Raw genomic sequence first — 24,565 nt, forward strand, 5'->3', positions numbered from 1 at the left:
TCCCTGTCAGCGAAGGGTGATGACGTTTCCGGTGATGAGCGCGGCCTCGTCCGAGGCGAGGAAGACGATGGTCTTCGCGACCTCGGCCGGGTCGGCGACATGGAAATGGGTGGGGCTCATGGCGACGAACCGCCGGACCTCGTCAGTGACCCACCCGGTGTCGGTCACGGGCGGCTGCACCACATTGGCCGTGATGCCGAGGTCGGCCAGCTCGGCGGCCGCCGACAGGGTGTAGTCGGTCTGTGCGGCCTTCGCCGCGCCGTAGGACACCTCTCCGGGGAAACCGAGCTCCCCTCCCGACGTCAGGCCCACGATCCGCCCCCAGTCGGCACCGCGTGCCCGGTGGCGGCGGGCCAGTTCGCCGATCAGCAGCGCGGGCGCCATCGCGTCCACCGAGAACTGCCGGGACCAGGTCTCCGCGGTGACGGGGCGCAGCGGCCGGTCGAACCGGTCGGCCGGATCGGGGGTGAAGGTGTCCTGGATCCATCCCGAGGCGTTGTTGACCAGGATGTCGACCGGGCCCAGGCGGTCCTCGGCGAGGTCGAAGAGCCGCTCCGGAACCGCCGGGTCGCCGAGGTCCGCCTCAAAGGCCTCGGCCCGCCCCCCGGCCCGGCGGATCTCCGCCGCGACCTCTTCACCGTCGGTGGATCGCGCGGCGTGGTACGGATCCGGGGCGGCCCCCTCGCCGCTGCCGGGTGGCGGGCGCAGATAGGTACAGAGCACCGCGGCACCGCGGGCCGCCAGCGCTCGTGCCGTCGCGGCGCCGATCCCCTGGTTCGCCCCCGTCACCAGGGCGACATGGCTGGTTGACGATGTTTCCCGCACCCACGCAGTACAGCAAAGACGAGCGCCACGCGGAAGATCGTGTCATCGGCATCCTTGGCGTCATCGGCATCCTGGGCGTCCTCGGCGAGGCCGTGCTTCGACCGGGCGCCGTCCGGCGGCTCCGCGCGGGCGTCCGTTCAGCCCTGGGGCGGCGAGCCGTACGGCCCGGTGGGGGCGGGTGCGGTAAGCATCCGGTGCGTGTGGTGTGGATCGGTGTCCGGCCTACGGTGAGGAGTGTCCGCATGAGTGGCGAGCTGTCCGGTGCCACGGCCCTGGTCACGGGCGCCACGGCGGGGATCGGCCGGGCCGTGGCCCTGCGGCTGGGGGCGCTGGGGGCCGAGGTCGTCGTCCACGGCCGGGACGCGCGTCGGGGCGCGGACGTGGTCCGGGAGGTGTCCGCGACGGGTGCCACGGCCAGGTTCGTGGCGGCGGATCTGGCCGAGGCCGACGATGTGCGGCGGCTGGCCGCCGAGGCGGGGGACGTGGACATCCTGGTCAACAACGCGGGTGTCTACCGGTTCGCGGACACCGCCGGGACCTCGTCCGAGATGTTCGACGTCCATATGGCCATCAACGCCCGTGCGCCGCTTCTGCTGGTGGGACGGCTCGCACCGAGGATGGCCGCCAGAGGCCACGGCGCCATCGTCAACCTCAGCACCATCGCCGCCGGTGCCCCCGCCCGCAACGCCGGGGCGTACGGCGCCTCGAAGGCCGCGCTGGAGCTGCTGACCCGGGTGTGGGCCGATGAGTTCGGCGGCCGGGGAGTCCGGGTCAACGCCGTCCGCTCGGGTCCGGTCCGCACCCCGGGCACCTCCGAGATGGGGGAGGAGGCCTTGCGGACCGTGGCGCGGGCCACGGTTCTGGACCGGCCCGCGGCGCCAGAGGAGATCGCTGAAGCCGTGCTCTTCCTCGTCTCCTCCCGGGCGAGTTACATCACCGGCGCCATCCTGGAGGTCCGGGGTGGTGAGCTCGCCCTGGGCTGACGCACGCCGGATCCTGGTGCTGGTGTCCGATGGATCGTGACGCCTGCGGCGGGCTGTTCCCCTCCCCGCCCCTTCCCGATACCAGGGGCTTCGCCCCTGGACCCCGAGTCTGGGCGGAACTCTGCCACGCGGCGGAGCCGCATACCGATGCCGCGGGAAGGGGCGAAGCCCCCATCCGGGGTCTGGGGCAGAGCCCCAGTTTCGGGAAGGGGCGGGGAGGGGGAAGCATCGGTATGCGGCTCCGCCGCGCGGTCCGCCGGACATCGCGTAGGACGGACTCAGGGCGCGGTGCCGGCCCTTACGGTGGTGCGCCGGTCCATGCGATGGGCTGTTCCGTCCAGATGCACTTGCCCTCGGCGGTGTAACGGGTCCCCCAGCGCTGCGAGAGCGCGGAGACCAACTGGAGCCCCCGCCCTCCCTCGTCCGTCTCGGCGGCCCGGCGGATCCGGGGGGTGGTGGCGCTGGCGTCCGAGACCTCGCAGATCAGCGATCCTCCGCGGATCAGCCGGAGCCGGGTGGGCCCCCTGGCGTGCCGGACGACATTGGCGACGAGCTCGCTGACCAGCAGTTCGGTGGTTGTGATGAGCTCGTCGAGCCCCCATGCCCGGAGCTGTTCGCGGACATGGGTGCGGGCGAGACCCGCGGCCACCGGGTCTTCCGGCAGCGGCCACTCGGCGGTGTTCCCGGACACCAGCCTGTGGAGCCGGGCGATCAGCAGGGCGGTGTCGTCGGCGGTCAGCAGCTTCGGGGGCAGCATGACCCCGACCAGGAGGTCGCAGAGCCGGTCGAGTCGGTCGTGGTCCGTCTCGTGCCGGTCGCCCGCCCTGCGGCCGCTGGTGCGCGGACGGGGCGGAGGACATGTGAGGAGCCGCCCGTACTCGCTGGTCAGCACCTGGGTGCACTCGGCGATGCCGGTGTCGATGTCGCGTGCCGCGGACTCCACCAGACCGTCGGTGTACAGCACCAGCAGACTGCCGTCGGGCAACTGGAGATCCACGGTGGCGAACGGGGGCTCGGCGGCGCCCAGCGGTGGATCGGGCGTCGGGTCCAGGCACTCCACGCTTCCGTCCGGGCGCACGATCAGCGGCGGGGGATGACCTGCGCGGGCGAGGGAGCAGTACCCCGTGATGGGGTCGTATACCGCGTAGAGACAGGTGGCGTAGGAGTCGTCGCCCAGATCGCTGACGACCTCGTTCAGATGGGCCAGGACCTCCTCGGGGGGCAGCTCCAGGTTGGCGAGCGTGTGCACGGCGGTGCGCAGCCGCCCCATGGTGGCGGCCTCGGCCAGACCGTGGCCCATTACGTCTCCGATGACGATGGCCACCCGCTCAGCGGACAGAGGAATGACGTCGTACCAGTCGCCGCCGATATCCGTACCGCTGCTGGCGGGCAGATAGCGGACGGCGGCGGTGAGGGCGGCCGGAGTGGGCAGCGCCCGGGGGAGCAGACCGCGCTGGAGCGCCTGGGCGCGGGCGTGCTCCGCGTCGTAGAGGCGGGCCCGGGCTATCGCCTGTGCGACCATGCCGGTGAAGGCGGTGAGCAGGGTGCGCTCATCGCCGGAGAACTGCCGGGGCTCGGCGAAGGAGACGATACAGACGCCGATGGCGACTCCCGAGGCGATCATGGGCAGCACCGCCCAGGCCTTCTTCTGCGAGAGGGCGGGTCTGCCGACCAGGTCGGGGAAGAGCTCCTCGTACTCCTCGACCGATGAGATGAAGTAGGGCAGGCGCGAGTCGAGTACATCATTGAGCGGGCGGAAGCCCTCGAATGCCGAGATCCCGTCGACCATGCGGAGGAAGACGCCCGGATACCCGACCGCTCCGCCCAGGTGCAATCGGCCGCCCTCCAGAATCTCGATCAGCAGACCCGATGCGCCGAACGGCGGCAGGACATGCTCGGCGACGACCTCGACGACATCCTGGGTGGTCACCGCATCGGCGAGCGCACTCGTCAACTCTCGTACCCGGGTCGCCTGTTCGGTGCCGATCCGCTCGGCCTCCGCGCGCCGCGCGGCCTCGGTGCGTCCTTCGGTGACATCGGTGAGATAGGCCGTCAGCCCATCGGGGACCGAGACCAGCCGTATGTGGTACCAGCGGTCGTCGGTGGGCCACCGGATGTCGAACCCGGTCGGCCTGCCGTCGGCGGCGGCGCGGCGGCAGCGGTCCTCCAGCTCGGGGACCGTGCCCGCGGGGCCCTCCCAGAGCGGCCGGCCGAGCACCTCTCCGGCCGGGCCGACCAGGCGCTCGGCCTCGACATTGAGGAAGGTGATCCGCCAGTCCCGGTTCACCGCGAAGAACGCGTCGCTCATGTACCGCAGCGCCTGCCCCACCGACTCCCGCGCCATCCGGCTCTCGGTGGTGTCCCAGACCTTCCCGAGCATGCGGACCGGCTCGCCGTTCTCGTCGAGCTCGAGATGGGCACGGCTCTGCACCCAGCCGGTGGTGCCGTCCGGGCGGCGGACCCGGTACTCGGCCTCGTAGCCGCTCCGCTCGCGCAGCGACTTCTCGGTGGCGGCCATCACCCGCGGCATGTCCTCGGGGTGGATGAGGTTGAGCCAGCTCTCGATCCGTCGCTGGTAGCCGCCGGGGAGGCCGAGAAGTGTCAGCCCCGCCCGGTCCCAGCGCATCTCACCGGTGTGGATGCCCCATTCCCAGGAGCCGGCCTTGACCGAGTCCAGGGACTGCTGGACCACCGAGCCGCCCGGCCGCTGGTGCCACCACGGGTACTCGTCGCGGTCGCCGACCCCGACTCCCGAGCGCGAGAGGCGGCGCTCCGCCCAGCGCCCCACCGCCTCGAGGAAGGCGGCCTGCTCGGGGGTCGGCTCCCGTGGGCCGGTGAGGACGGACAACGCGCCCACCGGCCCGTCCGGACCGGTCAGCGGAACGGAGGCCACCGTGGTCGCCGCCGGAAGGCTCCCGGCGGCGGCGCGGGCGGTCTCCCCGGGGCTGGGGACCTCGCCGACCCCGGCGGTCCCCCCGACCCCGGCGGCCTCGCCGGAGGCGACCACGGCGGTCTCTCCGACCCCGGCAGTCTCGCCGGAGGCCGCAGGCAGCCATACGAAGCGGCCGTCCCGCACGGCGCGCGCGGGGGCGAGCGGGGCCTCGTCCTGGCGGATCTCCTCCCAGCCGCCGAGGGCGGCGAGCGGCAGCCCGCTGGCGAGGACCAGGCGCAGCGTACGGCTCCCCGCCGGGCCGCAGGACCAGTGCACCAGGCCCGCGAGGCCGCCCAGCTCGGAGACCGCCTGATCCAGGGCGTGCTGCATCACCTCGCGGTCGGTGAGCGCGGTGCCGACGGCCGAGAGGAGGGAGAGCCGTTCATCGCCCCATGAATGGGAGCGCCCCACCGCGTCTGTTCCGCGCCACTCCGCCATCCCAGGACCTCACTCACGGAATAGGGCGTTCTCGGACAAACGTAGCACTGGCATATGCCGGGCATCACTCGTTGGACGTTCGCCGCCAAGTTCCCTATTTTCCCTACTGGAAAAATAGGGAATGATGAAGTCCGGCCGATGGAGGGGAGCGGGCGTGACGGTGGTGGACGCGGCGGCCGAAACACTCGACCGCGCATGGTGGCTGCAGATCGCCGGCGAGGCGGCGGACGACCTCGCCACGGACGCGGTCGTCCGCGACCAGGCCGGCAAGACGCCGTACGACGAGATCGCGCGGCTCCGTGAGGCGGGGCTGCTGGCGCTGCTGATCCCCGTCGAGCGCGGCGGCGGGGGAGCGGGCTGGTCGACGGCCTGCGCCGTCGTACGGAAGATCGCCGCGGCCGACGGCGCGATCGGCCAGGTGCTCGGCTGCCACTACCTGCTGTCCTTCAGCGCCCGCTTCTTCGGCGGGGCCGATCTCGCCGCCCGGGTGGAGCGCGAGTCGGCGGCCGGGCAGTGGTGCTGGGGCGGCGGTCTGACCCCGCGCGAGCCACGGCTGACGCTCACCTCCGGGAGGGACGGCCGGCTGGTGAACGGACGCCAGGGGTACGCCACCGGTGTGCTGGTCGCCGACCGGCTGGCCGTCCGCGCCACCCACGCCGACACCGGTGAACCGCTGGCCGTGCTCGTCGACACCGCCCACCCCGGTGTGGTGTGCGGCAGCGACGACGGGGACACCTTCGGGCAGCGGCTGGCGGCCGGCGGCAGCGTGGAGTTCGACGGGGTGCCGGTCGAGGACGACGCGGTGCTCGGCCCGCTCTCCTGGGACGAGGACACCCTCTCGCCGTTCAGCGGGCTGGCCGCGCCGACCGGCCGGCTGGTCTCGGCACAGATATGTCTCGGGATCGCGCAGGGGGTGCTCGCCGAGGCCCGCGAGTACACCAGGGCGGTGCACGCGCCCTGGCCGCACACCTCCCCGCGCGATCCGTACGCGCTGACCACCTACGGGGAGCTCACCGTCGCCACCTTCTCCGCCGCCGCCCTCGCCGACCAGGCGCTGGAGGCCCTGGACGGCGGGCTGGCGCGCGGCGAGGAGCTGACCGACGACGAATGCGCCGAGATCACCGTGCTGGCCGCCGCGGCCGAGGCCGCCGCCGCCCGGGCCGCCCACGACGCCACCGCCCGCGCCCTGGACGTCGTCGGCGCCCGCTCCGCCTCCTCGGCCTACGGATTCGACCGCTTCTGGCGCAACGCGCGCACCCATACCCTCTACGACCCCGTCGCCCACCGGCTCCACGAGGTCGGGGACTACTTCCTCAACGGCGAGCACCCCCCGTTCACCCTGCCCTTCTGACGGCCCGGCGCTCAAGGGGCGGATAATCGGCGCATGCGGATCTCGGCGAAGGCGGACTATGCGGTGCGGGCGGCATTGGAACTGGCCGTGGCGGGGGAGGGCACCTCAGTCAAGGCCGAGGTGATCGCAGGTGCGCAGGGCATCCCGCACAAGTTCCTCGAGGGCATCCTGGGCGATCTGCGCCGGGGCGGCCTGGTGGCCAGCCAGCGCGGCGGCAAGGGCGGCTACCGGCTGGCCCGCCCGGCGGACACCATCAGCATCGCCGAGGTGATCCGGGTGGTCGACGGCCCGCTGGTGTCGGTGCGCGGAGTGCGCCCGCCCGAGCTGTCGTACTGCGGACCCGCGGAGTCGCTGCTGCCGCTGTGGATCGCGGTACGGGCCAACGTACGCAAGATCCTCGGCGAGGTGACCCTCGCTGAGGTGGCCGCGGCCAAGCTGCCCGGCGACGTCCTGGGCCTCGCCGAGGACCCGGAGGCGTGGACCAACCCCTAGGGCCCTCCTGACGGATCTCCGCGGCGTCGCGACGCCCGGCCGCCGGCGCGCGAGCCGCCCTACGAGCCGGCGTCCAGACCGTCGACCATGCGGTCCAGCAGCCGGGCGAACGTGGCGTCGGGGGTGAGCGGGCGTGCCGGGGCGGAGAGCGCTTCGGCGAGCTCCGGATGGTGGCCGTCGGCGGCCACCGCGGTGAGATAGCGGGCTTCGGCGGCGGCCCGCTCGGGCGAGGCGGAGAGCGCGGCCTGGGCGATCTCATCGGCGACGAGCCTGGCGGTGAAACCCGTGATCAGGCTGAACACCTCCAGCTTCGCGCCGCCGTCCAGCGCGGTGGGCCGCAGGGCGGCGAGCGCGTGTTCCAGGAAGGCCAGGGTGTTGGGCCCGAGGGACCAGCGGCGGTTGAACAGCGCGGTGGGGAGCCAGGGGTGGCGGAGCATCAGGGCCCGCTGGGCATGGGCGATGGCCTTCAGATCGGCACGCCAGTCACCGGTGAGCGGATCCGGCGGTGACAGCTCGCCGCTCACATGGTCGACCATCAGCTGCAGCAGCGTCTCCTTGTCGGGGGCGTAGCTGTACAGCGACATGACCCCGGCGCCGACCTGCGAGGCCACCCGCCGCATGGTGACCGCGTCGATTCCCTCCGCGTCCGCGAGGGCGACCGCCGCGGCGGTGATCGCCGCCCGGCTGAAGGCGGGTTTGCGCCCCTTGCGGGGGCGGTCGGAGTTCAGCCACAGCTGCTGGGGGTCGACGCCTCCGGCGTCTGACCCGTCACCGCGCACCACGACCTGATCGCTCCTTCCCCGCCGCGGCGACTCGCCTCGCCACGCCGACTTGCGGAATCCATCCAAGCATCTACTATTCTCGTACGTGGTACGGGATTAGTGGAGGGGGACGCGGGATGACGTCACACATGCGCGATGGAGTGTCCGGGGGCACGGCCGGTGGGGCCGGAACCGCCTGGATCGCGCCCCCGGGCAAGCCACCGCTGTCCGCACGGATGATGAGGGCGACCTGGCGCGGCCTTCCGGCACGGCGGTACGAGGCCGGATGGGAGCCGGATCTCGAGGTCCCGGCCGCCGACGGCAGCCTCCTCCGTACGGACCACTACTTCCCGCGCGCGGACGGCGACTTCCCGACCCTGCTGGTGCGCTCGCCCTACGGCAGGGGTGTGCCCTGGTCACCCATGTACGGCATGCTCTTCGCCGAGCAGGGCTTCCATGTCGTGCTCCAGAGCTGCCGTGGCACCGGCGGCTCGGGCGGCGAGTTCCACTTCTGGCGCAACGAGGCGGCCGACGGCCGGGCCACCGTGGACTGGCTGCGGGACCAGCCCTGGTTCAACGGCGCGCTGGGCACCCTCGGCCCGAGCTACCTCGGCTACGTGCAGTGGGCGCTCGCCCTGGACCCGCCGCCGGAGCTGCGGGCGATGGTGGTGCAGGTCGGCCTGTACGACCCGTACGCCCTGTTCCACCGCGACGGTGCCCTGCAACTGGAGAACGCGCTGCTCGTCGGCTCCGGGATGACCTCCCAGCACCGGGGATTCGGCCCCTTCCTCCGGGCCACGCTGCGGCTGCGGCGCCACCTCGCGGAGATGACCCGGGCGCTCCCGCTGCGCGGCAGTCACGTCCGCGGGCTCGGGGGTGAAGTGCCCTGGCTGGACGAGGTGATGTCACACCCGGACGCCGACGACCCGTTCTGGGAGGGCGCGTCCACCGGTGGCGCCGCGGCCACCTCGCGCGTCCCCACCTGTCTGATCAGCGGGTGGCATGACGCGCTGGTGGACCAGACCTTCGAGCAGTACGGCCGGTTGCGCGGGGCCGGCTGCGACACCTCCCTGCTCGTCGGCCCCTGGACCCACGCTTCCGCGCTCCAGAAGGGCTGGCCGGAGGTCTTCGCCGAAAGCCTCGCCTGGCTGCGCGCGCATCTGTGCGACGACCCCTCGGGGCTGCGCCCGGCCAGGGTGCGGGTGCACATCGGCGGTCAGGGGCACTGGCGGGACCTCGCCGAGTGGCCGCCGTCCCCGGCCGTCGGCCAGTGGTTCCCGGCGGGGGACGGGCGGCTCATCCGGCAGCCGCCCGACGCGTCCGTCCCGCTCGCCGCCTTCCGCTACGATCCGGTCGATCCCACCCCGTCCATCGGGGGACCACTGCTCTCGGCCACCGCGGGGAGCCGTGACAACGGCGACCTCGAGGGGCGGCCCGATGTGCTGACGTTCACCGGTGAGCCGGTGAACGAGCCCGTGGACGTCCTCGGTCCGGTGACCGCACGGCTGCGGGTCTCCACGGACACCGGCTACGCCGATGTCTTCGCCCGGCTCTGCGACGTCGACGAAAAGGGCCGCTCCGTCAATGTGTGCGACGGCCTGGTGCGGCTGCCCACCACACCGGCGCACCCCCTGGAGGTCGCCGTGCCGATGAGCTCCACCGCCCACCGCTTCGCCCCCGGTCACCGGGTCCGTCTCCAGATCAGCGGTGGCGCCCACCCGCGGTTCGCCCGCAATACCGGAAGCGGCGAGCCGACGCTCGACGCGACCACCCTCACGCCCGTGCGCATCACCGTGCACGGGGGTTCGGCGCTGGAGCTGCCTCAGGCCCGCGCCGAATGATGAAACGGTCGCTGGCGCGCGGGGGGCGTCAGCGGCCGTCTCATCCGTCCACCACATAGCCGAGGGCCTTGTCGACCACATTGCGCAGGGGGCGGCCCTCGCGGTGTCGGAGCAGATTGTCGAGGAAGAGTTCGCCCAGGTCGGCGCGCCAGTCCGTGACCTCGCCCGCGGTGTGCGGGGAGACGATGACACCCGGCATCTCCCACAGGGGCGATTCCACTGGCAGCGGCTCATGGGTGAAGACGTCCAGCGCCGCCCCGGCCAGCCTGCCCTGGGCCAGTGCGTCCACGAGGGCCTGCTCGTCGACCAGCGGGCCACGCCCGACGTTGACCAGCCGGGCCCCCCGCTTCATCGCCGCCAGTACGGGCGCGTCGACCATGCCACGGGTGGCGGGGGTGAGCGGGGCGGCCAGGACCACATAGTCCGCCTCGCCCAGCGCCTCGCGCAGGCCCGCCGGGCCGTGCACCACGCCGAAGTCCGGGTCGGCGGTCCGCGGTGTGCGGCCCGCGCCACTGACCCGCATGCCGACCGCGCGCAGCAGCCGGGCGACGGCCCGCCCGATGGAGCCGGTGCCCCAGACCAGGACCGTACGGTTGCCGATGCGCTCGCTGTCCGAGGGGCGCCACTCCCGGCGGCGCTGGTGCTCCCAGGTGCCTGGGAAGTCCTTGGCGAGGGAGAGGACCAGCCCCAGGACGTACTCGGCGATGGGCCGGTCGTAGACGCCCCGCGCGTTGGTGAGCACCACCTCGGGGTTGCCGGTCAGCGCGGGGAAGAGGAACGGCTCCACCCCCGCCGCGGCCACATGCACCCAGCGCGGGGCCTTCGCCGGATCGTCCGGCCAGGCGCCGGCCACCGCGGAGGTCAGCGGCCACCACGCGAGCAGGGCGTCCGCGCCGGGGAGGAACAGCGGCAGCTCCTCCTCGGTGGCGTACACCGTCTCGGCGAGGGACTCGATCCTCGCCCGATTGGGCGGCAGATGGTCCCGGTACAGGACGACCAGCCGGTCAGCCACGTCCGGCTCCCACGGAGTCGGCCGCGGCGGTGGCATCGGTCATGACGGGGCTCCCACGGGCGTGACGGGTACGGGCGGACGCCTCCAGCGTGGCCGAGACCACGGCAGTGGACAACGGACAGAGTGTCCACCCGATGACGAGGGACGGAACACGGTGGACGTTGACGGTGGCCGACGGCTGAACCAGGGTGATGGCCAGCCGGAACGCGCCACCGGTCGCTCCGGAGCCCATCCCGTCCCCGTCTCCCCGGAGCCCATCCCGTCCCCGTCTCCCCGGAGCCCATCCCCGTCCCCGGGGCGTACCCCGCCCCGCAGCCGGCCCGCCGCCGCAGGCGTCCGTCCCCACCGCGTACCCCGTCGTGCGTGTCCACCGAATGCTTGATCCACGATGCCCGCCACCGCCCCGGCATCGACCCGCGCCGCAGCGCCCCTCCTCGTCCCCAGGAGATGCAAGCATGTCCCTTCCCAGAACCTCCCGCGATCCCTCCCGAGAGCCCATCGAGGGCTCCGCCGCCACCCTGGACAACGCCCCCGTCACCGCCTTCCACCGGAGGATGGTCGCCGTCGCCATGGGCGGTCCGTTCTGCGACGGCTATCTGCTCGGCATCATGGGGGTGGCGCTCAGCCTGATCACCCCGGCCCTGGATCTGGACACGATGTGGACCGGGCTGGTGGCGGCGTCCGTCCTCGTCGGTGTCTTCCTCGGCGGTGTGGTGTTCGGCCCGATCACCGACCGGGTGGGCCGTCATCTGATGTATGTGCTCAATCTGGTCGCGTTCGTGATCGGCTCCGCGCTGCAGTTTTTCGTCACCGAGGCGTGGCAGCTGGTGGTGCTGCGGCTGTTCATCGGCATCGCGATCGGCGCCGACTACCCGATCGCCTCCGCCCTCACCACCGAGCTGGTGCCGCGCCGGATGCGCGGCCCCGCCCTGTCCGGGCTGGTCCTGGCCTGGTGGGTGGGGTACGGGGTCAGCTTCTGGGGCGGCTGGCTGCTGCTGGGCACCGGCGACGACGCCTGGCGCTGGATGCTCGCCTCCGGCGCGGTCCCCGCCGTGCTCTTCCTGCTCCTGCGGGCCGGCGTGCCCGAGTCGCCGCGCTGGCTGGCGTCGCGGGGACGGGTGGAGGAGGCCAGGGAGGTCGTACGCCGCCACCTCGGCCAGGAGGTCAGCGCCGAGGAACTGCTGGCGGAGGTCCGCCAGGACCGGCGTGGCGGCTCCGGGCTCGGCAACCTCGCCGAGATGTTCCGCCGTGGCTACGGGATCCCCGCGCTGTTCTGCTCGCTGTTCTGGATCTGCCAGGTGGCGCCGGCCTTCGCGGTGCGGTCCTTCCAGCCGCAGATGCTGGAGTCCTTCGGGGTGACCGGCACCTTCGGCGCCAGCGCGCTGATCACCACGCTCGCGGTCGCCGGAACGGGCCTGGGGCTGGTCGTCGTCAACCGCGTCGGCAGGCGTCCGCTGCTCATCGGCAGCTTCCTGTGCGTCAACGTCTCCCTGATCGCGCTCACCGTGCTGCCACTGCACTACGCGGCCCTGGTGGTGGCCCTCTTCGCCGCCTTCCAGTTCTTCGAGGCCGCGGGCAGCGGACTGCAGTTCGTCTACCCCAGCGAGCTGTTCCCCACCGACCTGAGGGCCACCGGCGTCGGCGTCGCCACCGCCATGAGCCGGGTGGGCTCCGCCTCCAGCACCTTCCTGCTCCCGATGGCCACCGCCGACCTCGGGGTCCGCGGCACCCTCGCCATCGGGGTGGCCATCACGCTCATCGGCCTGGTGGTGTCCGTCGTCCTCGCCCCCGAGACCAAGAACCTCGGCCTGGCCGAAGCCAGCAGCCGCGCCTGACACCCCGTCAAACCCCCCGTTCACCGGAAAGGACTCGCCCATGCGCAAGCTGGTCTCCTTCGACTGCTACCGCACGCTCATCAACTTCGACACCCGCACCGCCACCCACGAGATCGTCAAGGACCGGCTCGCCGAGCTCGGCGTCGACCCCGATCAGTTCCACCACGACGCCTATGTGATGCGCTTCCAGGGGGTCCTGGACGAGTACCTGCCCTACCGGGAAGTCGTCCGCCGCACCCTGCGCAATGTCATGACGCTGCACGGCCTGGAGTACCGGGACGAGGACGGCGAGGCGCTGATCGAGGCCATCAAGAAGTTCACCCCGTTCCGCGAGGTCCCCGACGCGCTGCGCCGTCTCAAGGGCGAGTACGACATCGCGATCCTCTCCAACAGCGAGGACGACCTGATCACTTACGCCGTCGAGGCGCTGGGCGTGGACTTCGACCATGTGCTCACCGCCGAGCAGGCCGGTGCCTACAAGCCGCTGCCGCAGGCGTTCGAGTACCTCATGACGGCCACCGGCCGCGGCCCCGAGGACATCATCCACACCGCCCAGGGCTGGGAGTACGACATCATGCCGACCAAGCGGTACCCGGGCATGCGGCGGATCTGGGTGAACCGCTACGGCTTCCCCGGCTCGGCGGCCTTCCAGCCGTACGAGGAGATCAAGGACCTGTCCGAGCTGCCCCCGCTGCTCGGAGTCTGACCCTCGCCCCGGCCCCACCGCCATCCACCCCACCGCCACCCACTCCACCGCTCTTCGCCGCGAAGGGAATCCATGACCGCCACCACGGCCGGCCGCCCGGCACCGGTCAACGGCCGCGTCGCCCACTGGTTCGCCGAACTCCCCACCCTCCGCCCGGCGTTGCCCGGCGACCGCGACGCGGATGTGTGCGTCGTCGGCGCCGGACTGACCGGGCTGTGGACCGCGTACTACCTCAAACACGCCGACCCGGGGCTCCGGATCACCGTCCTGGAGGCCGAGTTCGCCGGATTCGGCGCCTCGGGCCGCAACGGCGGCTGGGCCTCCGGGCTGATCCCCGGCGCCCGCGACCGGATGGCCGGGGCCTACGGCAGGCCCGCGGTCCTGGACTGGCAGCGGGCCATGAACGAGGCGGTGGACGAGGTGATCGACGTGGCCGCCCGCGAGGGCATCGACGCGGGCATCGTCAAGGGCGGCACCCTGCGCGTCGCCCGCACCCCCGCCCAGGCCACCCGGCTGCGCCACAAGGTCGAACAGGACCATGAGTGGGGGGTGGCCGAGTCGGTGCTGCTCACCCCCGCCGAATCCGCGGCGCGCATCCGTATCGACGGGGTCACCGCCGCCGCGTTCACCCCGCACTGCGCCCGGCTGCAGCCCGCCACCCTGGTCCGCGGCCTCGCCGACACCGTCGAACGGCTCGGTGTCACCATCCACGAGAAGTCCCCGGTCACCGCCATCGAACCGGGCCGTGCGATCACCGCGCACGGCACCGTACGGGCCCCCGTCGTGCTCCGGGCCACCGAGGGGTTCACCGCGTCCCTCAAGGGGCTGCGGCGCGCCTGGCTGCCCATGAACAGCTCCATGATCGTCACCGAACCGCTGCCCGCCCGGATCTGGCGCGAGATCGGCTGGGAGGGCCGGGAGACCCTCGGGGACACCGCCCACGGCCATATGTACGCCCAGCGCACCGCCGACGACCGGATCGCGATCGGCGGGCGCGGAGTGCCCTACCGCTTCGGCTCGCGCACCGACCACGAAGGGCGGGTCGGCGAGCGCACGATCGGCCAGCTCACCCGGACCCTGGAGCGGATGCTGCCGCAGACGGCCGGGGCCCGGGTGGACCACGCCTGGTGCGGGGTGCTGGCCGTGCCCCGTGACTGGTCCGCCACCGTCGGCCTGGACCGGGCCACCGGGCTCGGCTGGGCCGGTGGATACGTCGGACACGGAGTCACCTCCACCAACCTGGCCGCCCGCACCCTCACCGATCTGGTCCTGGCCCGCGACACCCGGCTCACCCGGCTGCCGTGGACCGGCCACGCCCCGGGCACCTGGGAGCCCGAGCCGTTCCGCTGGCTGGGGGTGCGCGGCCTGTACACCGCCTACCGCCTCGCCGACCGCCACGAGGCGGGCGGACGTGTCCGTACCTCGCCCATCGCCACCGTCGCCGACCTCATCGCACGCCGCCCGTGAGGCCGGGTGGCGCCGCGCCCGGGCCCGGTCCGACGGCCCTGGGCGCGGCGGCCCGGCTCTGCGATGATGAGCGGTATCCGGAGGGAGTCCGTCCAGATGCCGTTGCTCACGGTTGCCGACGTCCTGCGCCTTCCCGTCATCGTCGCGGGACTTCCCCGTGTGATGGCCGGTGAGGAGCAGCTGGCCCGTGCGGTCCGCTGGGTGCACGTCACCGAGCTGCTCGACCCCGCCTCGTTCCTCGAAGGCGGTGAGCTCGTACTGACCACGGGCATGCCCCAGCCCAACGACCCCAGCCGGTTGCGCGGCTATGTGGACCAGCTGGCCGACATCGGCGCCGCGGGGCTCGTGGTGGAGCTCGGCCGCCGCTACCAGCAGGCGCCACCGGACCTGGTGGCCGCCTGCCGGGCCCGGGACCTGCCGCTGATCGTCCTGGCCCGTGGCATCCGCTTCATCGAGGTGACCCAGAACGTCCACGCGCTGATCCTCGACGCACAGGGCGAGCTGCTGCGCCGCTCCCAGCAGGTGCATGAGATCTTCACCGGGCTGACGCTGCGCAACGCCGAACCGAAGGAGCTGGTGCGCGCCGCCGCCGATCTGATGGGCCGCCCGGTGGTCCTGGAGAACCTGCTGCACCACGCGGTGTTCTCCTGTACGGCGGGCGGCACGGCCGGTCAGATCCTGGAGGCGTGGCAGCGCCGCTCCCGCGCCACGCCGACCCCCGACACCACGCGGGCCAGCGGACCGGAGGGCTGGCTGGTGGCCCCCGTCGAGCACAACGGCCGGCGCTGGGGGCGGCTGGTGGCGGTGCCGAACGCGGCCGCCCCCGCGGCCGACCCGGAACACACCATGATCCTCGGACGGGCCGCCACCGCCCTCACTCTCGCCCGGCTGACCGGCCACACCCAGTGGGACCGCCAGGCCCACACCTGCGCCCTGCTGGAGCTGTTGCGCTGGAGCTACCGCGGCCGCACCGAGGCACGCATCCGCGTCGAGGCCCTCGGCATACCGGTCGTCGGCCACCGCCTCATCGCCCTCGCCATCGGCCACCACGGCGCCACCGCCGACGAGACGGGTCTGGACGACCGGCTCGCCAGCGCCCTACAGGGCTCCGGCATCCGGGCCCTGGTGGGGCGGCTCTCCCCGGACCGGACCGGGGTGCTGCTCGCCCTGGCCCGGGCCAGCGCCTGGCAGCCGGTGGTGGAGCGGGTCAGCCGGCTCACCGAGGAGTCACTGGGCGCGCCGGCGGTGGTGGCGGTCGGACCGGGAGTGACCGAGATCGACCAGGTGGCGAGGGCGTTCCGGGAGGCCGAGGAGGTCGTGGACGCCATCGGCCCCACCACCCCGCACCGGCCGTTCCACGTGCCCTCCGACGTCGGACTGCCCGAGCTGCTGTACGCGCTCCGTGACGACATCCGTGTGCAGAGGTATGTCGAGCACCAGCTGGGCAGGCTGATCGAGTACGACGAGCGCCATGCGGGCGATCTGCTGACCACGCTGCGCCACTACCTCGCCGCGGGCAACAAGTCCATCGCCGCCAAACAGATCGGCCTGTCCCGCCAGGCGTTCTACCAGCGGCTGCACACCATCGAACGGCTTCTCGGCCGCGACCTGGAGTCCGGTGTGCAGCGCACCCAGCTCCATGTCGCCGTCACCGCCCTGGACACGCTGACGGAGTCCGGCGCGGGAGGATGGGGCGCATGACATCCGAGACCGGCTATCTGCTGGACAACCGGCAGCGTGAGGCCGGCCGCCGTTTCGACGCGCTGGCCGAGCTCTTCGACCCCTGGACCCTGGACCACCTCGACCAGCTCGGCCTGGCCGCCGGGTGGCGCTGCTGGGAGGTGGGGGCGGGCGGGCCCTCGGTGCCCACCGCCCTCGCCGAGCGGGTCGGGCCCACCGGGCAGGTGCTGGTGACCGACATCGACACCTCCTGGCTGACGCGGCTGTCCGGCCCGGCCACCGGCCCGGTCGAGGTGCGGCGCCACGACGTGGCCCGCGACGAGCCGCCGGGCGGCGACTTCGACCTCGTCCACGTCCGGCTGGTGCTGGTGCATCTGCCCGACCGGGCCGAGGCGCTGCGGCGGATGGCCGGGGCGGTGCGGCCGGGCGGATGGCTGGTCGTGGAGGACGCCGACCCGGCGCTCCAGCCCCTGGCCTGCCCCGATGAGCGCGGCCCTGCCGAGGAGCTGGCGAACCGGATCCGCCGCGGATTCCGCGCGCTGCTCGCCGAGCGCGGTGTGGACCTCGCCTTCGGCCGCACCCTGCCCGCCCTGCTGCGCGGCGCCGGGCTGCACGCCGTACGCGCCGAGGGCTGCTTCCCGCTGACCTCCCCGGCCTGCCGGGAGCTGGAGGCGGCCACCGTGCGTCAGCTGCGCGGGCAACTGGTGGCGGGTGGCCTGGCCACCGAGCAGGAGATCGAGCACCATCTGGACCATCTGCGCGGCGAGGGCATGGACGTCACCACCGCCCCGCTCATCACCTGCTGGGGCCGGCGCCCGCGCTGAGCGCCGAACGCCCCCGAGAATCCGCGCTCAGTCGAGCAGACCGAGTTGGCTCGCCGCCCGGATCGCCAGCCAGACCTCGGCGAACGCGCCGGTGGTGGACAGATCGCGGCCGGTCAGCTCATGGAAGCGGCGCAGCCGGTAGGCGAGCGTATTGGGGTGCACATGGAGCGCCGCGGCCGCCTCGTCCGTACGGCGGTCGCGCTCCATCCAGGTGCGCACCGACGTCAGCAGCCGCGAGCCGTGGCCGGTGTCGTAGCGCAGCGCCTCGCCCAGCACATGCTCGACCAGATCGGTGAGCGCGGCCGGGTCGTCGGGCAGCCAGCGACCGGTGACATCGTCGCCGTACCGCACGAGCGCGCGGCCGGAGGCGACGGCGTGGGACGCCGCCCACAGCGCCTCGCGCTGGGCGATCCGCAGCGGGGAGCCGGGGCTGAACGGGCGGCTCATCCCGGCGGCCACACCCGGCAGGGACTCGACCGCCTCGCCCAGGTCGGGTGAGCCGAGCAGATAGCGGTCCTCGCCGCGCTTGAGCAGCAGACACGGCTGATCCTCCAGCGCCCGCAGTACGGCATCCTCGGTGACGCCCCTGACCACCGCCAGCACGGTCTCGCCCTCGATGGAGTGGCGCAGCAGATGGCGGCGCGCCACCGCGGGTTCGAGGGCGCCCTGGAGCAGCTCGGCGAGGATCTCCGCGCCCTCGCGGCGCAGCGTCTCCCGCTCGGTGCGGACCATGGCGAGCTGGAGGGCGGCCACCGTGGCGATGTGCTGCACCACGGCGAGCCCCGCCGGGCGCGCGCCCTCCCGTTCGAAGGCGATGAGGAAGCCCGCCGGGCCACCGGGGGAGGGGACCGGGAGGGCGAAGCCACCGGGGATGGTCGGCGGGGCGTCCGCCGAGCCGGGGATCACCGACGCGTCGGGCGCGGGCACACCGGGAAGCAGCGGCCGGCCCTGGGTGGTGCACAGATAGATGTCGTAGCCGGACAGCTTCTCCAGCCGGCCGAACAGCGTCGCGGTGTCCAGGTTCTCCGAGGTCAGCCAGCGCAGCGCGCCGAACACCTGCAACTGGGCGCCCAGCCGGTGGCGGGCGTCCTCCTGGACGGCGGCGGCCACCTCCTGCGCCACCGCCATGAACGGCACGGCCAGCGGGATCTCCAGGACCGGCATCCCCCGCTCCTCGGCGGCGTCGAAGAACGCGCGGCGCAGCGGGGGCATCCGCAGCTGGGCGGAGACCGCCAGGGCGGCCACCCCGGCGTCGTCCAGCCGCTCCAGATAGGCGCGCTGCCCGGCCGCCGAGCGGGGCATCGCTATCCCCGTCGTCATGATCATCTCGGAGCCGAGCAGCCAGGGCGTGGGGTCGTCCAGCTCGCTCACATGCGCCCAGGACACCGAGCGGTGCAGCCCCGCGCCACCCGCGATCAACCGCAGTTGCAGGGCCGGATACGACAGCAGATCGCCGACCGTCACACCCTGCTCTTTGTTGTTCACCACAAATTGAGCCTAACTCTTTGTCTCAGCAACGATTGTCGCGCGGTTCCTCCGCTGTGCAGACTCGCTCGACCGGACCCCACCGGCGCACGTCAAGAAGGGACTGCGACACCATGACCGAACCCCGAGGGCCCGTCGACTCCTCCCGGGTCCCGCGCTTCGCCGGCCCGGCCACCTTCGCCAGGCTGCCCCGCCTCGACGAGGTCGCGGGGGCCGACGTGGCGGTGGTGGGCGTCCCGTTCGACGGCGGTGTCTCCTACCGCCCCGGCGCCCGCTTCGGGCCCGCCGCGGTCCGCGAGGCCAGCCGGCTGCTGCGCCCGTACCACCCCGGGCTGGACGTTTCCCCGTTCGCCACCCAGCAGGTGGCCGACGCCGGTGACATCGCCGTCAACCCCTTCGACATCGGCGAGGCCATCGAGACCATCCAGGACGCCGCGGGCAGCCTCCAGACCGAAGGAACCCGCCTGGTCACCATCGGCGGCGATCACACCATCGCGCTTCCGCTGCTGCGCGCCGCCGCAACGAGGCACGGCCCGGTCGCGGTGCTCCACTTCGACGCCCACCTGGACACCTGGGACACCTACTTCGGCGCCGAGCACACCCACGGCACCCCGTTCCGCCGGGCCGTGGAGGAGGGCATCGTCGACACATCCGCCCTCTCGCACGTCGGCACCCGCGGCCCGCTGTACGGCAAGCAGGACCTCACCGAGGACGAGAAGCTGGGCTTCGGCATCGTCACCTCCGCCGATGTCTACCGGCGCGGCGCCGACGAGGTGGCCGACCAGCTGCGCCAGCGCATCGGCGACCGGCCGCTGTACATCTCCATCGACATCGACTGCCTCGACCCGGCCCACGCCCCCGGCACCGGCACCCCCGAGGCGGGCGGCCTGACCTCGCGCGAGCTCCTTGAGATCCTGCGCGGACTGGCCGGATGCCGTCTGATCGGCGCGGATGTGGTGGAGGTGGCGCCCGCCTACGACCACGCCGAGATCACCTCGGTCGCGGCCTCCCACGTCGCCTACGACCTGATCAGCCTGCTCGCACTCCAAGGGAAGCGGGAGACGACGGATGAGTGAATCCCCGGCACTGACCGAGGTCGAGGCTTATGGGGTCGAGCGCATCCCCGACGCGGACCGCAGCGCGACCCCCTTCGACCTGTTCCGCGTCGCGTTCGGCGGCGCCAACACCTTCGCCACCTGTGTACTCGGCGCCTTTCCGATCCTCTTCGGGCTCTCCTTCTGGCAGGGCCTGGCGGCAACGTTGCTCGGCGTGGTGGGCGGCTCCCTGATCCTCGCCCCGCTCGCGGTGTTCGGCCCGTGCAACGGCACCAACAACGCGGTCTCCTCCTCGGCACACCTGGGAGTGCACGGGCGGATCGTCGGCTCGTTCCTGTCGCTGCTCACCGCCATCGCGTTCTTCTCCATCTCGGTGTGGTCCTCCGGCGACGCGCTGGTCGGCGGCGCCCACCGGCTGATGGGCGTGGAGCAGAACGACGGGGTGTTCGCCCTCGCCTACGGCGTCTTCGGGGCGCTGGTGCTGACGGTGTGCGTGTACGGCTTCCGGTTCATGCTCTTCGTCAACAAGATCGCGGTGGTGGCGGCCTCGACGCTGTTCGTCCTCGGTTTCTTCGCCTTCGTGGGGGACTTCGACCCCGGCTACCAGGGGGTGTTCCCCTCGGTGTCCACGGCCGGGTTCTGGCCCGCGTTCATCGGCTCGGCGCTGATCGTGCTGTCCAACCCGGTGTCCTTCGGCGCCTTCCTCGGCGACTGGGCGCGCTACATCCCCGCCGACACCTCGCGCCGCAAGGTCGTCACGGCGGCGTTCGCCTCGCAGATCGCCACCATCCTGCCGTTCTTCTTCGGCCTGGCCACCGCCTCGATCATCGCCAAGAAGGCCGCGCCGTACATGGACGCGGGCGCGCCGAACTACGTCGGCGGGCTGCTGGCCATCTCGCCCGGCTGGTACTTCCTTCCGGTGTGCCTGCTCGCGCTCATCGGCGGCCTGTCCACCGGCACCACCTCGCTCTACGGCACCGGCCTGGACTTCTCCAGCGTGTTCACCCGGTTCAGCCGGGTGCAGGCCACGCTGTTCGTCGGGGTGCTCTCGATCGGGTTCATCTTCCTCGGCCGGTTCGCCGCCAATCTGTCCCAGTCCATCTCCACCTTCGCCACGCTGATCATCACCTGTACCGCGCCGTGGATGATCATCATGCTGCTCGGCTATGTGACCCGGCGCGGCTGGTACGACCCCGATTCGCTCCAGGTGTTCAACCGGCGCCAGCGCGGCGGCCGCTACTGGTTCCACCACGGCTGGAACTGGCGTGGCATGGGCGCCTGGCTGACCGCGGCGGTGCTCGCCCTGCTCTTCGTCAACGTCCCCGGCCAGTTCGTCGGGCCGTGCGGCGATCTGGCCGACGGCGCGGACATCTCGCTCCCGGTGGGCCTCGCCACCGCCTCGCTCCTCTATCTGGCGCTGCTGTGGCTCTTCCCCGAGCCGCGCGAGGTGTACGGGCCCGAGGGGCCGCGACTGGTCCGCGCCTCGGACGCGCCCGTACCGCCGATCACCACGGAGGCCGGCGCGCCCGTGCCCGTGGTGGCGGAAGGGGCGTGAGGCACCGTGCGCCTCATCGACCTCTCCGTACCCGTGGTCACGGGCATGCCGGTCTACCCCGGCGATCCGCGGGTGGCCATCGCCCCCGCGCTGAGCGTCGCCGCCGACGGGGTGAACGTCACTCACCTGGACATGGGGTCGCAGTCCGGCACCCATGTCGACGCCCCGTTCCACATCGACGACGCGCTGCCCACCCTCGACCGGCTGCCCCTGGAGCGCTTCTGGGGCCGGGCGGTGGTGGTGGACGCCCGTGGCGCGGAGCCCCGGACACCGCTCGGACCGTCCCTGTTCGACGGCCGGCTACGGGCCGGGGCCATCGTGCTGGTGGCCACCGGCTGGTCGCGGCACTGGGGGCACGACGACTACCTCGCCCATCCGTATCTCACCCCGGAGGCCGCCGAACTCCTCGTGGCCGCCGGGATCCGCACCGTCGGCATCGACGCGCTGAGCGTCGACGCCACCCCCGCCGACGACCTCCCCGCCCACCGGATCCTGTGCGGCGCCCACGCCGTCATCGCCGAGAACCTCACCGGTCTCGACCACCTGCTCGACGCGCAGACGGCGGGAGAGCCCATCGAGGTCTCCCTGCTGCCGCTGCGGCTCCCCGCCGCCGACGGCGCCCCGGTGCGGGCCGTGGCCCGCGTCGGCTGAACCACCCACGAAGGAGCACCACCCCATGCACGACGAGGTTCTGCGGGCCGCCGACGCCCTGGTGGCGGCGTTCGGCGAAGGCCGCCTCGACGACTACTTCGCGGCGTTCGCACCCGACGCCACATTCGTCTTCCACACCACCTCCGAACGCCTCAGCTCCACCTCGGACTACCGGGCCCTGTGGGACCGCTGGGTGGCGGAGGACGACTTCCGCGTCGTCTCCTGCGCCTCCACCGACCGGCTGGTCCAACTTCTCGGCGACAGCGCGGTGTTCACCCACCTGGTGGAGACCACGGTGAGCACCACGGCCGGTGTGGAGACCACCCGCGAGCGCGAGACCATCGTCTTCCGCCGTCAGACCCGCGGCCACTGGCTGGCCGTGCACGAACACCTCTCGGCAGCGCCCGGCACGACGACGGCCACGGCCACGACGACCCCGGCTACGACGACGGCCACGAGCACGGAAACGGAACGATGAGCGAGCTTCTCGTACTGCGCAACCACATCGACGGCGAGTACACCGACGCGGCCGACGGCCGCCGCCTGGAGGTCACCGACCCCGTCACCGGTGAGGTGTACGCCACCTCGCCCCGGTCCGGCGCCGCCGACGTCGACGCCGCGCTGGCCGCCGCCGCGGCGGCCTTCCCCACCTGGCGCGACGCCACCCCGTCCACCCGGCAGAAGCTGCTTCTGAAGATCGCGGACGCGGTCGAGGCGCGGGCGGAGGAGATCGCGGACGCGGAGTGCCGCAACACCGGAAAGCCGCGCGCCCTCACCCTCACCGAGGAGATCGCCCCGATCGTCGACCAGATCCGGTTCTTCGCCGGAGCCGCGCGTCTGCTGGAGGGCCGGGCGGCGGGCGAGTACATGGAGGGTCTGACCTCGATCGTCCGGCGTGAGCCGATCGGGGTGTGCGCGCAGGTCGCGCCCTGGAACTACCCGCTGATGATGGGCGTGTGGAAGTTCGCCCCGGCCCTCGCCGCGGGCAACACCGTCGTCCTCAAGCCGTCGGACACCACCCCCGCCTCCACCGTGCTGCTCGCGGGCATCATCGGCGACATCCTCGAGGAGCTGGGCCTCCCGGCCGGCATCTTCAACGTGGTGTGCGGCGACCGCGAGACCGGCCGTCTGATGGTCGAGCACCCCACCCCGGCGATGGCGGCCATCACCGGCTCGGTGCGCGCGGGCATGCAGGTCGCCGCGTCGGCGGCGAAGGACATCAAGCGGGTCCACCTCGAACTGGGCGGCAAGGCCCCGGCGGTGGTCTTCGAGGACGCCGATATCGCGGCGGCCGTCGAGGGCATCTCGCTCGCCGGATTCTTCAACGCGGGCCAGGACTGCACCGCGGCCACGCGTGTCCTCGTCCACGAGTCGATCCACGACGCGTTCGTGAGCGCGCTCGCCAAGGCCGCGGCCGCTATCAGGACCGGCGGTGGCATCGACGACGAGGACGTGCTGTACGGGCCGTTGAACAACGCCGGCCAACTGGCCCAGGTCACCGGCTTCATCGACCGGCTCCCCGCGCACGCCACCGTTGAGACGGGTGGCCACCGGGTCGGTGACAAGGGCTTCTTCTACGCGCCCACCGTGGTCTCCGGACTCGGGCAGGACGACGAGATCATCCAGAACGAGGTCTTCGGCCCGGTCATCACCGTGCAGTCCTTCCGCGACGAGGCCGAGGCCGTCGCGTACGCCAACGGTGTGGAGTACGCGCTGGCCTCGTCGGTGTGGACCAGGGATCACGCCCGCGCGATGCGGATGTCCAAGGCCCTGGACTTCGGCTGTGTCTGGATCAACACCCATATGATCCTCGCCGCCGAGATGCCGCACGGCGGCTACAAGAGGTCCGGTTACGGCAAGGACCTCTCCGCGTACGGCTTCGAGGACTACACCCGCGTCAAGCACGTCATGACGGCCCTCTGAACAACCGCCGCCACTCCGGCCTGTCAGCATCGCGCCGCCGACCCGGCGCGGTGCTGACACACCCGGTGCCGTACGTGCGTAGCCTGGTGCGCCATGAGCGAGATGACACTGCGCCGGGCCCAAGTCTCCGACCACGGGACGATCGTCGAGTGCGTGCGGGAGTGGTGGGGCGACTCGCGCACCCCCGGCCAGGCGCGTGAGCTTTCCATGCTGCTGCCCAGGCTGTTTCTGCAGTTCTTCGCCGGCACCAGCCTGGTGCTGGAGGACGGCGACGGCATCAAGGCGTTCCTGGTGGGCTTCCACGCCGCCGACAACGACCACGAGGCGTATATCCACTTCGTCGGGGTGGCGCCCGAGCTGCGCGGGCAGGGCGTGGGCCGCAGGCTCTACACGGCGTTCTTCCGGCGCGCCGCCGAGGCGGGTCGCCGTGAGGTGCACGCCATCACCTCGCCACTGAACACCGGGTCCGTGGCCTTCCACCGGGCCATGGGGTTCATGCTCGAGGAGGGCGACCGTGAGGTCAACGGCCTTCCCGTGCACGGCGATTACGACGGACCCGGGCAGCACCGGGTGTGCTTCCGCCGACAGATCGCCGTTCGTCCCTGACTGGGGACGAGAGGGCTTGACGGTGGTGGTGTGCTGCTCTACACCGGTATGGGAGCGCTCCCATGGCTCCCGTGACGTGTTCCACGACCAGGGCGTCCGTACCCGTTCCGCGGGCGCCCACGGACCGAACCTCATGGACCGCC

Annotated in this window: 21 protein-coding genes; 15 read left to right on the top strand and 6 right to left on the bottom strand. The window is 72.5% G+C overall.

Annotation, left to right across the window (positions count from 1 at the left end):
* Window positions 1–6: 6 nt before the first annotated feature.
* Complete coding sequence (locus ACMTAK_RS47625; RefSeq protein WP_413811941.1) at window positions 7–825, bottom strand: SDR family NAD(P)-dependent oxidoreductase; 819 nt, start codon at window positions 823–825, stop codon at window positions 7–9.
* Window positions 826–1,067: 242 nt separating this feature from the next.
* Between ACMTAK_RS47625 and ACMTAK_RS47630 the strand changes: the two genes are divergently transcribed.
* Window positions 1,068–1,808, top strand: a complete 741-nt coding sequence (locus tag ACMTAK_RS47630) for an SDR family NAD(P)-dependent oxidoreductase (protein ID WP_413811942.1) — start codon at window positions 1,068–1,070, stop codon at window positions 1,806–1,808.
* Between the two features lie 298 nt (window positions 1,809–2,106).
* Here the strand turns inward: ACMTAK_RS47630 and ACMTAK_RS47635 are convergent, their stop codons facing one another.
* Window positions 2,107–5,178, bottom strand: a complete 3,072-nt coding sequence (locus ACMTAK_RS47635; protein ID WP_413811943.1) for an ATP-binding SpoIIE family protein phosphatase — start codon at window positions 5,176–5,178, stop codon at window positions 2,107–2,109.
* A 154-nt stretch (window positions 5,179–5,332) separates the two neighbouring features.
* On the opposite strand from ACMTAK_RS47635, the gene ACMTAK_RS47640 reads away from it, so the two are divergent.
* Both ACMTAK_RS47640 and ACMTAK_RS47645 read left to right on the top strand, forming a co-directional pair.
* Window positions 5,333–6,529, top strand: coding sequence for an acyl-CoA dehydrogenase family protein (locus ACMTAK_RS47640; RefSeq protein ID WP_413811944.1), 1,197 nt, complete (start codon window positions 5,333–5,335; stop codon window positions 6,527–6,529).
* 33 nt (window positions 6,530–6,562) lie between these two features.
* Window positions 6,563–7,021 carry an RrF2 family transcriptional regulator gene (locus ACMTAK_RS47645; protein WP_413811945.1) on the top strand — a complete coding sequence of 153 codons (459 nt, stop codon included), beginning with the start codon at window positions 6,563–6,565 and terminating at the stop codon, window positions 7,019–7,021.
* A gap of 59 nt (window positions 7,022–7,080) precedes the next feature.
* Here the strand turns inward: ACMTAK_RS47645 and ACMTAK_RS47650 are convergent, their stop codons facing one another.
* Window positions 7,081–7,803: a TetR/AcrR family transcriptional regulator C-terminal domain-containing protein gene (locus ACMTAK_RS47650; protein ID WP_413811946.1), complete on the bottom strand. Its 723-nt coding sequence runs from the start codon at window positions 7,801–7,803 to the stop codon at window positions 7,081–7,083.
* 218 nt (window positions 7,804–8,021) lie between these two features.
* On the opposite strand from ACMTAK_RS47650, the gene ACMTAK_RS47655 reads away from it, so the two are divergent.
* A complete protein-coding gene (locus ACMTAK_RS47655) occupies window positions 8,022–9,623 on the top strand; it encodes a CocE/NonD family hydrolase (protein WP_413813216.1) in 1,602 nt (533 codons plus the stop codon).
* Window positions 9,624–9,663: 40 nt separating this feature from the next.
* Here ACMTAK_RS47655 and ACMTAK_RS47660 read toward each other — a convergent pair whose 3' ends face one another.
* Both ACMTAK_RS47660 and ACMTAK_RS47665 read right to left on the bottom strand, forming a co-directional pair.
* Window positions 9,664–10,635: a D-2-hydroxyacid dehydrogenase gene (locus ACMTAK_RS47660; RefSeq protein ID WP_413811947.1), complete on the bottom strand. Its 972-nt coding sequence runs from the start codon at window positions 10,633–10,635 to the stop codon at window positions 9,664–9,666.
* Entirely contained in the window at window positions 10,628–10,867 is a 240-nt protein-coding gene (locus ACMTAK_RS47665) for a hypothetical protein (RefSeq protein WP_413811948.1), read from the bottom strand. Before ACMTAK_RS47665 ends, ACMTAK_RS47660 begins: the two co-directional genes overlap by 8 nt.
* Before the next feature lie 223 nt (window positions 10,868–11,090).
* Between ACMTAK_RS47665 and ACMTAK_RS47670 the strand changes: the two genes are divergently transcribed.
* The 5 genes from ACMTAK_RS47670 (at window position 11,091) to ACMTAK_RS47690 (ending at window position 17,147) form a co-directional block, all read left to right on the top strand.
* Window positions 11,091–12,470 carry an MFS transporter gene (locus ACMTAK_RS47670; protein ID WP_413811949.1) on the top strand — a complete coding sequence of 460 codons (1,380 nt, stop codon included), beginning with the start codon at window positions 11,091–11,093 and terminating at the stop codon, window positions 12,468–12,470.
* A 40-nt stretch (window positions 12,471–12,510) separates the two neighbouring features.
* Window positions 12,511–13,176, top strand: a complete 666-nt coding sequence (locus ACMTAK_RS47675) for an HAD-IA family hydrolase (RefSeq protein ID WP_413811950.1) — start codon at window positions 12,511–12,513, stop codon at window positions 13,174–13,176.
* 72 nt (window positions 13,177–13,248) lie between these two features.
* The gene (locus tag ACMTAK_RS47680; RefSeq protein WP_413811951.1) at window positions 13,249–14,643 is read left to right on the top strand and encodes an NAD(P)/FAD-dependent oxidoreductase; all 1,395 of its coding nucleotides are present in this window, start codon (window positions 13,249–13,251) and stop codon (window positions 14,641–14,643) included.
* Between the two features lie 96 nt (window positions 14,644–14,739).
* The gene (locus ACMTAK_RS47685; RefSeq protein WP_413811952.1) at window positions 14,740–16,344 is read left to right on the top strand and encodes a PucR family transcriptional regulator; all 1,605 of its coding nucleotides are present in this window, start codon (window positions 14,740–14,742) and stop codon (window positions 16,342–16,344) included.
* Window positions 16,341–17,147: a class I SAM-dependent methyltransferase gene (locus tag ACMTAK_RS47690; protein WP_413811953.1), complete on the top strand. Its 807-nt coding sequence runs from the start codon at window positions 16,341–16,343 to the stop codon at window positions 17,145–17,147. The genes ACMTAK_RS47685 and ACMTAK_RS47690 overlap by 4 nt, the downstream gene beginning before the upstream one ends.
* Window positions 17,148–17,174: 27 nt before the next feature.
* Here the strand turns inward: ACMTAK_RS47690 and ACMTAK_RS47695 are convergent, their stop codons facing one another.
* Window positions 17,175–18,635 carry a PucR family transcriptional regulator gene (locus ACMTAK_RS47695; RefSeq protein ID WP_413811954.1) on the bottom strand — a complete coding sequence of 487 codons (1,461 nt, stop codon included), beginning with the start codon at window positions 18,633–18,635 and terminating at the stop codon, window positions 17,175–17,177.
* 110 nt (window positions 18,636–18,745) lie between these two features.
* Between ACMTAK_RS47695 and speB the strand changes: the two genes are divergently transcribed.
* From speB to ACMTAK_RS47725, 6 genes are all read left to right on the top strand, one after another.
* Window positions 18,746–19,708, top strand: coding sequence for an agmatinase (gene speB / locus ACMTAK_RS47700; RefSeq protein WP_413811955.1), 963 nt, complete (start codon window positions 18,746–18,748; stop codon window positions 19,706–19,708).
* Window positions 19,701–21,242, top strand: coding sequence for a purine-cytosine permease family protein (locus ACMTAK_RS47705; protein WP_413811956.1), 1,542 nt, complete (start codon window positions 19,701–19,703; stop codon window positions 21,240–21,242). Before speB ends, ACMTAK_RS47705 begins: the two co-directional genes overlap by 8 nt.
* Window positions 21,243–21,248: 6 nt before the next feature.
* Window positions 21,249–21,893, top strand: coding sequence for a cyclase family protein (locus tag ACMTAK_RS47710; RefSeq protein ID WP_413811957.1), 645 nt, complete (start codon window positions 21,249–21,251; stop codon window positions 21,891–21,893).
* A 25-nt stretch (window positions 21,894–21,918) separates the two neighbouring features.
* A complete protein-coding gene (locus ACMTAK_RS47715; RefSeq protein WP_413811958.1) occupies window positions 21,919–22,371 on the top strand; it encodes a YybH family protein in 453 nt (150 codons plus the stop codon).
* Window positions 22,368–23,816: a gamma-aminobutyraldehyde dehydrogenase gene (locus ACMTAK_RS47720; protein WP_413811959.1), complete on the top strand. Its 1,449-nt coding sequence runs from the start codon at window positions 22,368–22,370 to the stop codon at window positions 23,814–23,816. The genes ACMTAK_RS47715 and ACMTAK_RS47720 overlap by 4 nt, the downstream gene beginning before the upstream one ends.
* 93 nt (window positions 23,817–23,909) lie before the next feature.
* Window positions 23,910–24,422 (top strand): GNAT family N-acetyltransferase, encoded by a 513-nt coding sequence (locus ACMTAK_RS47725; protein WP_413811960.1) that lies wholly within the window; start codon window positions 23,910–23,912, stop codon window positions 24,420–24,422.
* The last annotated feature ends 143 nt before the right edge of the window (window positions 24,423–24,565 follow it).

Source organism: Streptomyces lacaronensis (assembly GCF_047337785.1).
GTDB classification, from domain to species: Bacteria; Actinomycetota; Actinomycetes; order Streptomycetales; family Streptomycetaceae; genus Streptomyces; species Streptomyces lycopersici.

What these genes read in the sequence shown, in the direction of transcription:
- ACMTAK_RS47630 (WP_413811942.1), top strand. Translation starts at nt 1,068, where the DNA reads ATGAGTGGCGAGCTGTCCGGTGCCACGGCCCTGGTCACGGGCGCCACG.
- ACMTAK_RS47635 (WP_413811943.1), bottom strand. Translation starts at nt 5,178, where the DNA reads ATGGCGGAGTGGCGCGGAACAGACGCGGTGGGGCGCTCCCATTCATGG.
- ACMTAK_RS47645 (WP_413811945.1), top strand. Translation starts at nt 6,563, where the DNA reads ATGCGGATCTCGGCGAAGGCGGACTATGCGGTGCGGGCGGCATTGGAA.
- ACMTAK_RS47655 (WP_413813216.1), top strand. Translation starts at nt 8,022, where the DNA reads ATGAGGGCGACCTGGCGCGGCCTTCCGGCACGGCGGTACGAGGCCGGA.
- ACMTAK_RS47665 (WP_413811948.1), bottom strand. Translation starts at nt 10,867, where the DNA reads ATGGGCTCCGGAGCGACCGGTGGCGCGTTCCGGCTGGCCATCACCCTG.
- ACMTAK_RS47670 (WP_413811949.1), top strand. Translation starts at nt 11,091, where the DNA reads ATGTCCCTTCCCAGAACCTCCCGCGATCCCTCCCGAGAGCCCATCGAG.
- ACMTAK_RS47675 (WP_413811950.1), top strand. Translation starts at nt 12,511, where the DNA reads ATGCGCAAGCTGGTCTCCTTCGACTGCTACCGCACGCTCATCAACTTC.
- ACMTAK_RS47680 (WP_413811951.1), top strand. Translation starts at nt 13,249, where the DNA reads ATGACCGCCACCACGGCCGGCCGCCCGGCACCGGTCAACGGCCGCGTC.
- ACMTAK_RS47685 (WP_413811952.1), top strand. Translation starts at nt 14,740, where the DNA reads ATGCCGTTGCTCACGGTTGCCGACGTCCTGCGCCTTCCCGTCATCGTC.
- ACMTAK_RS47690 (WP_413811953.1), top strand. Translation starts at nt 16,341, where the DNA reads ATGACATCCGAGACCGGCTATCTGCTGGACAACCGGCAGCGTGAGGCC.
- speB (WP_413811955.1), top strand. Translation starts at nt 18,746, where the DNA reads ATGACCGAACCCCGAGGGCCCGTCGACTCCTCCCGGGTCCCGCGCTTC.
- ACMTAK_RS47705 (WP_413811956.1), top strand. Translation starts at nt 19,701, where the DNA reads ATGAGTGAATCCCCGGCACTGACCGAGGTCGAGGCTTATGGGGTCGAG.
- ACMTAK_RS47715 (WP_413811958.1), top strand. Translation starts at nt 21,919, where the DNA reads ATGCACGACGAGGTTCTGCGGGCCGCCGACGCCCTGGTGGCGGCGTTC.
- ACMTAK_RS47720 (WP_413811959.1), top strand. Translation starts at nt 22,368, where the DNA reads ATGAGCGAGCTTCTCGTACTGCGCAACCACATCGACGGCGAGTACACC.
- ACMTAK_RS47725 (WP_413811960.1), top strand. Translation starts at nt 23,910, where the DNA reads ATGAGCGAGATGACACTGCGCCGGGCCCAAGTCTCCGACCACGGGACG.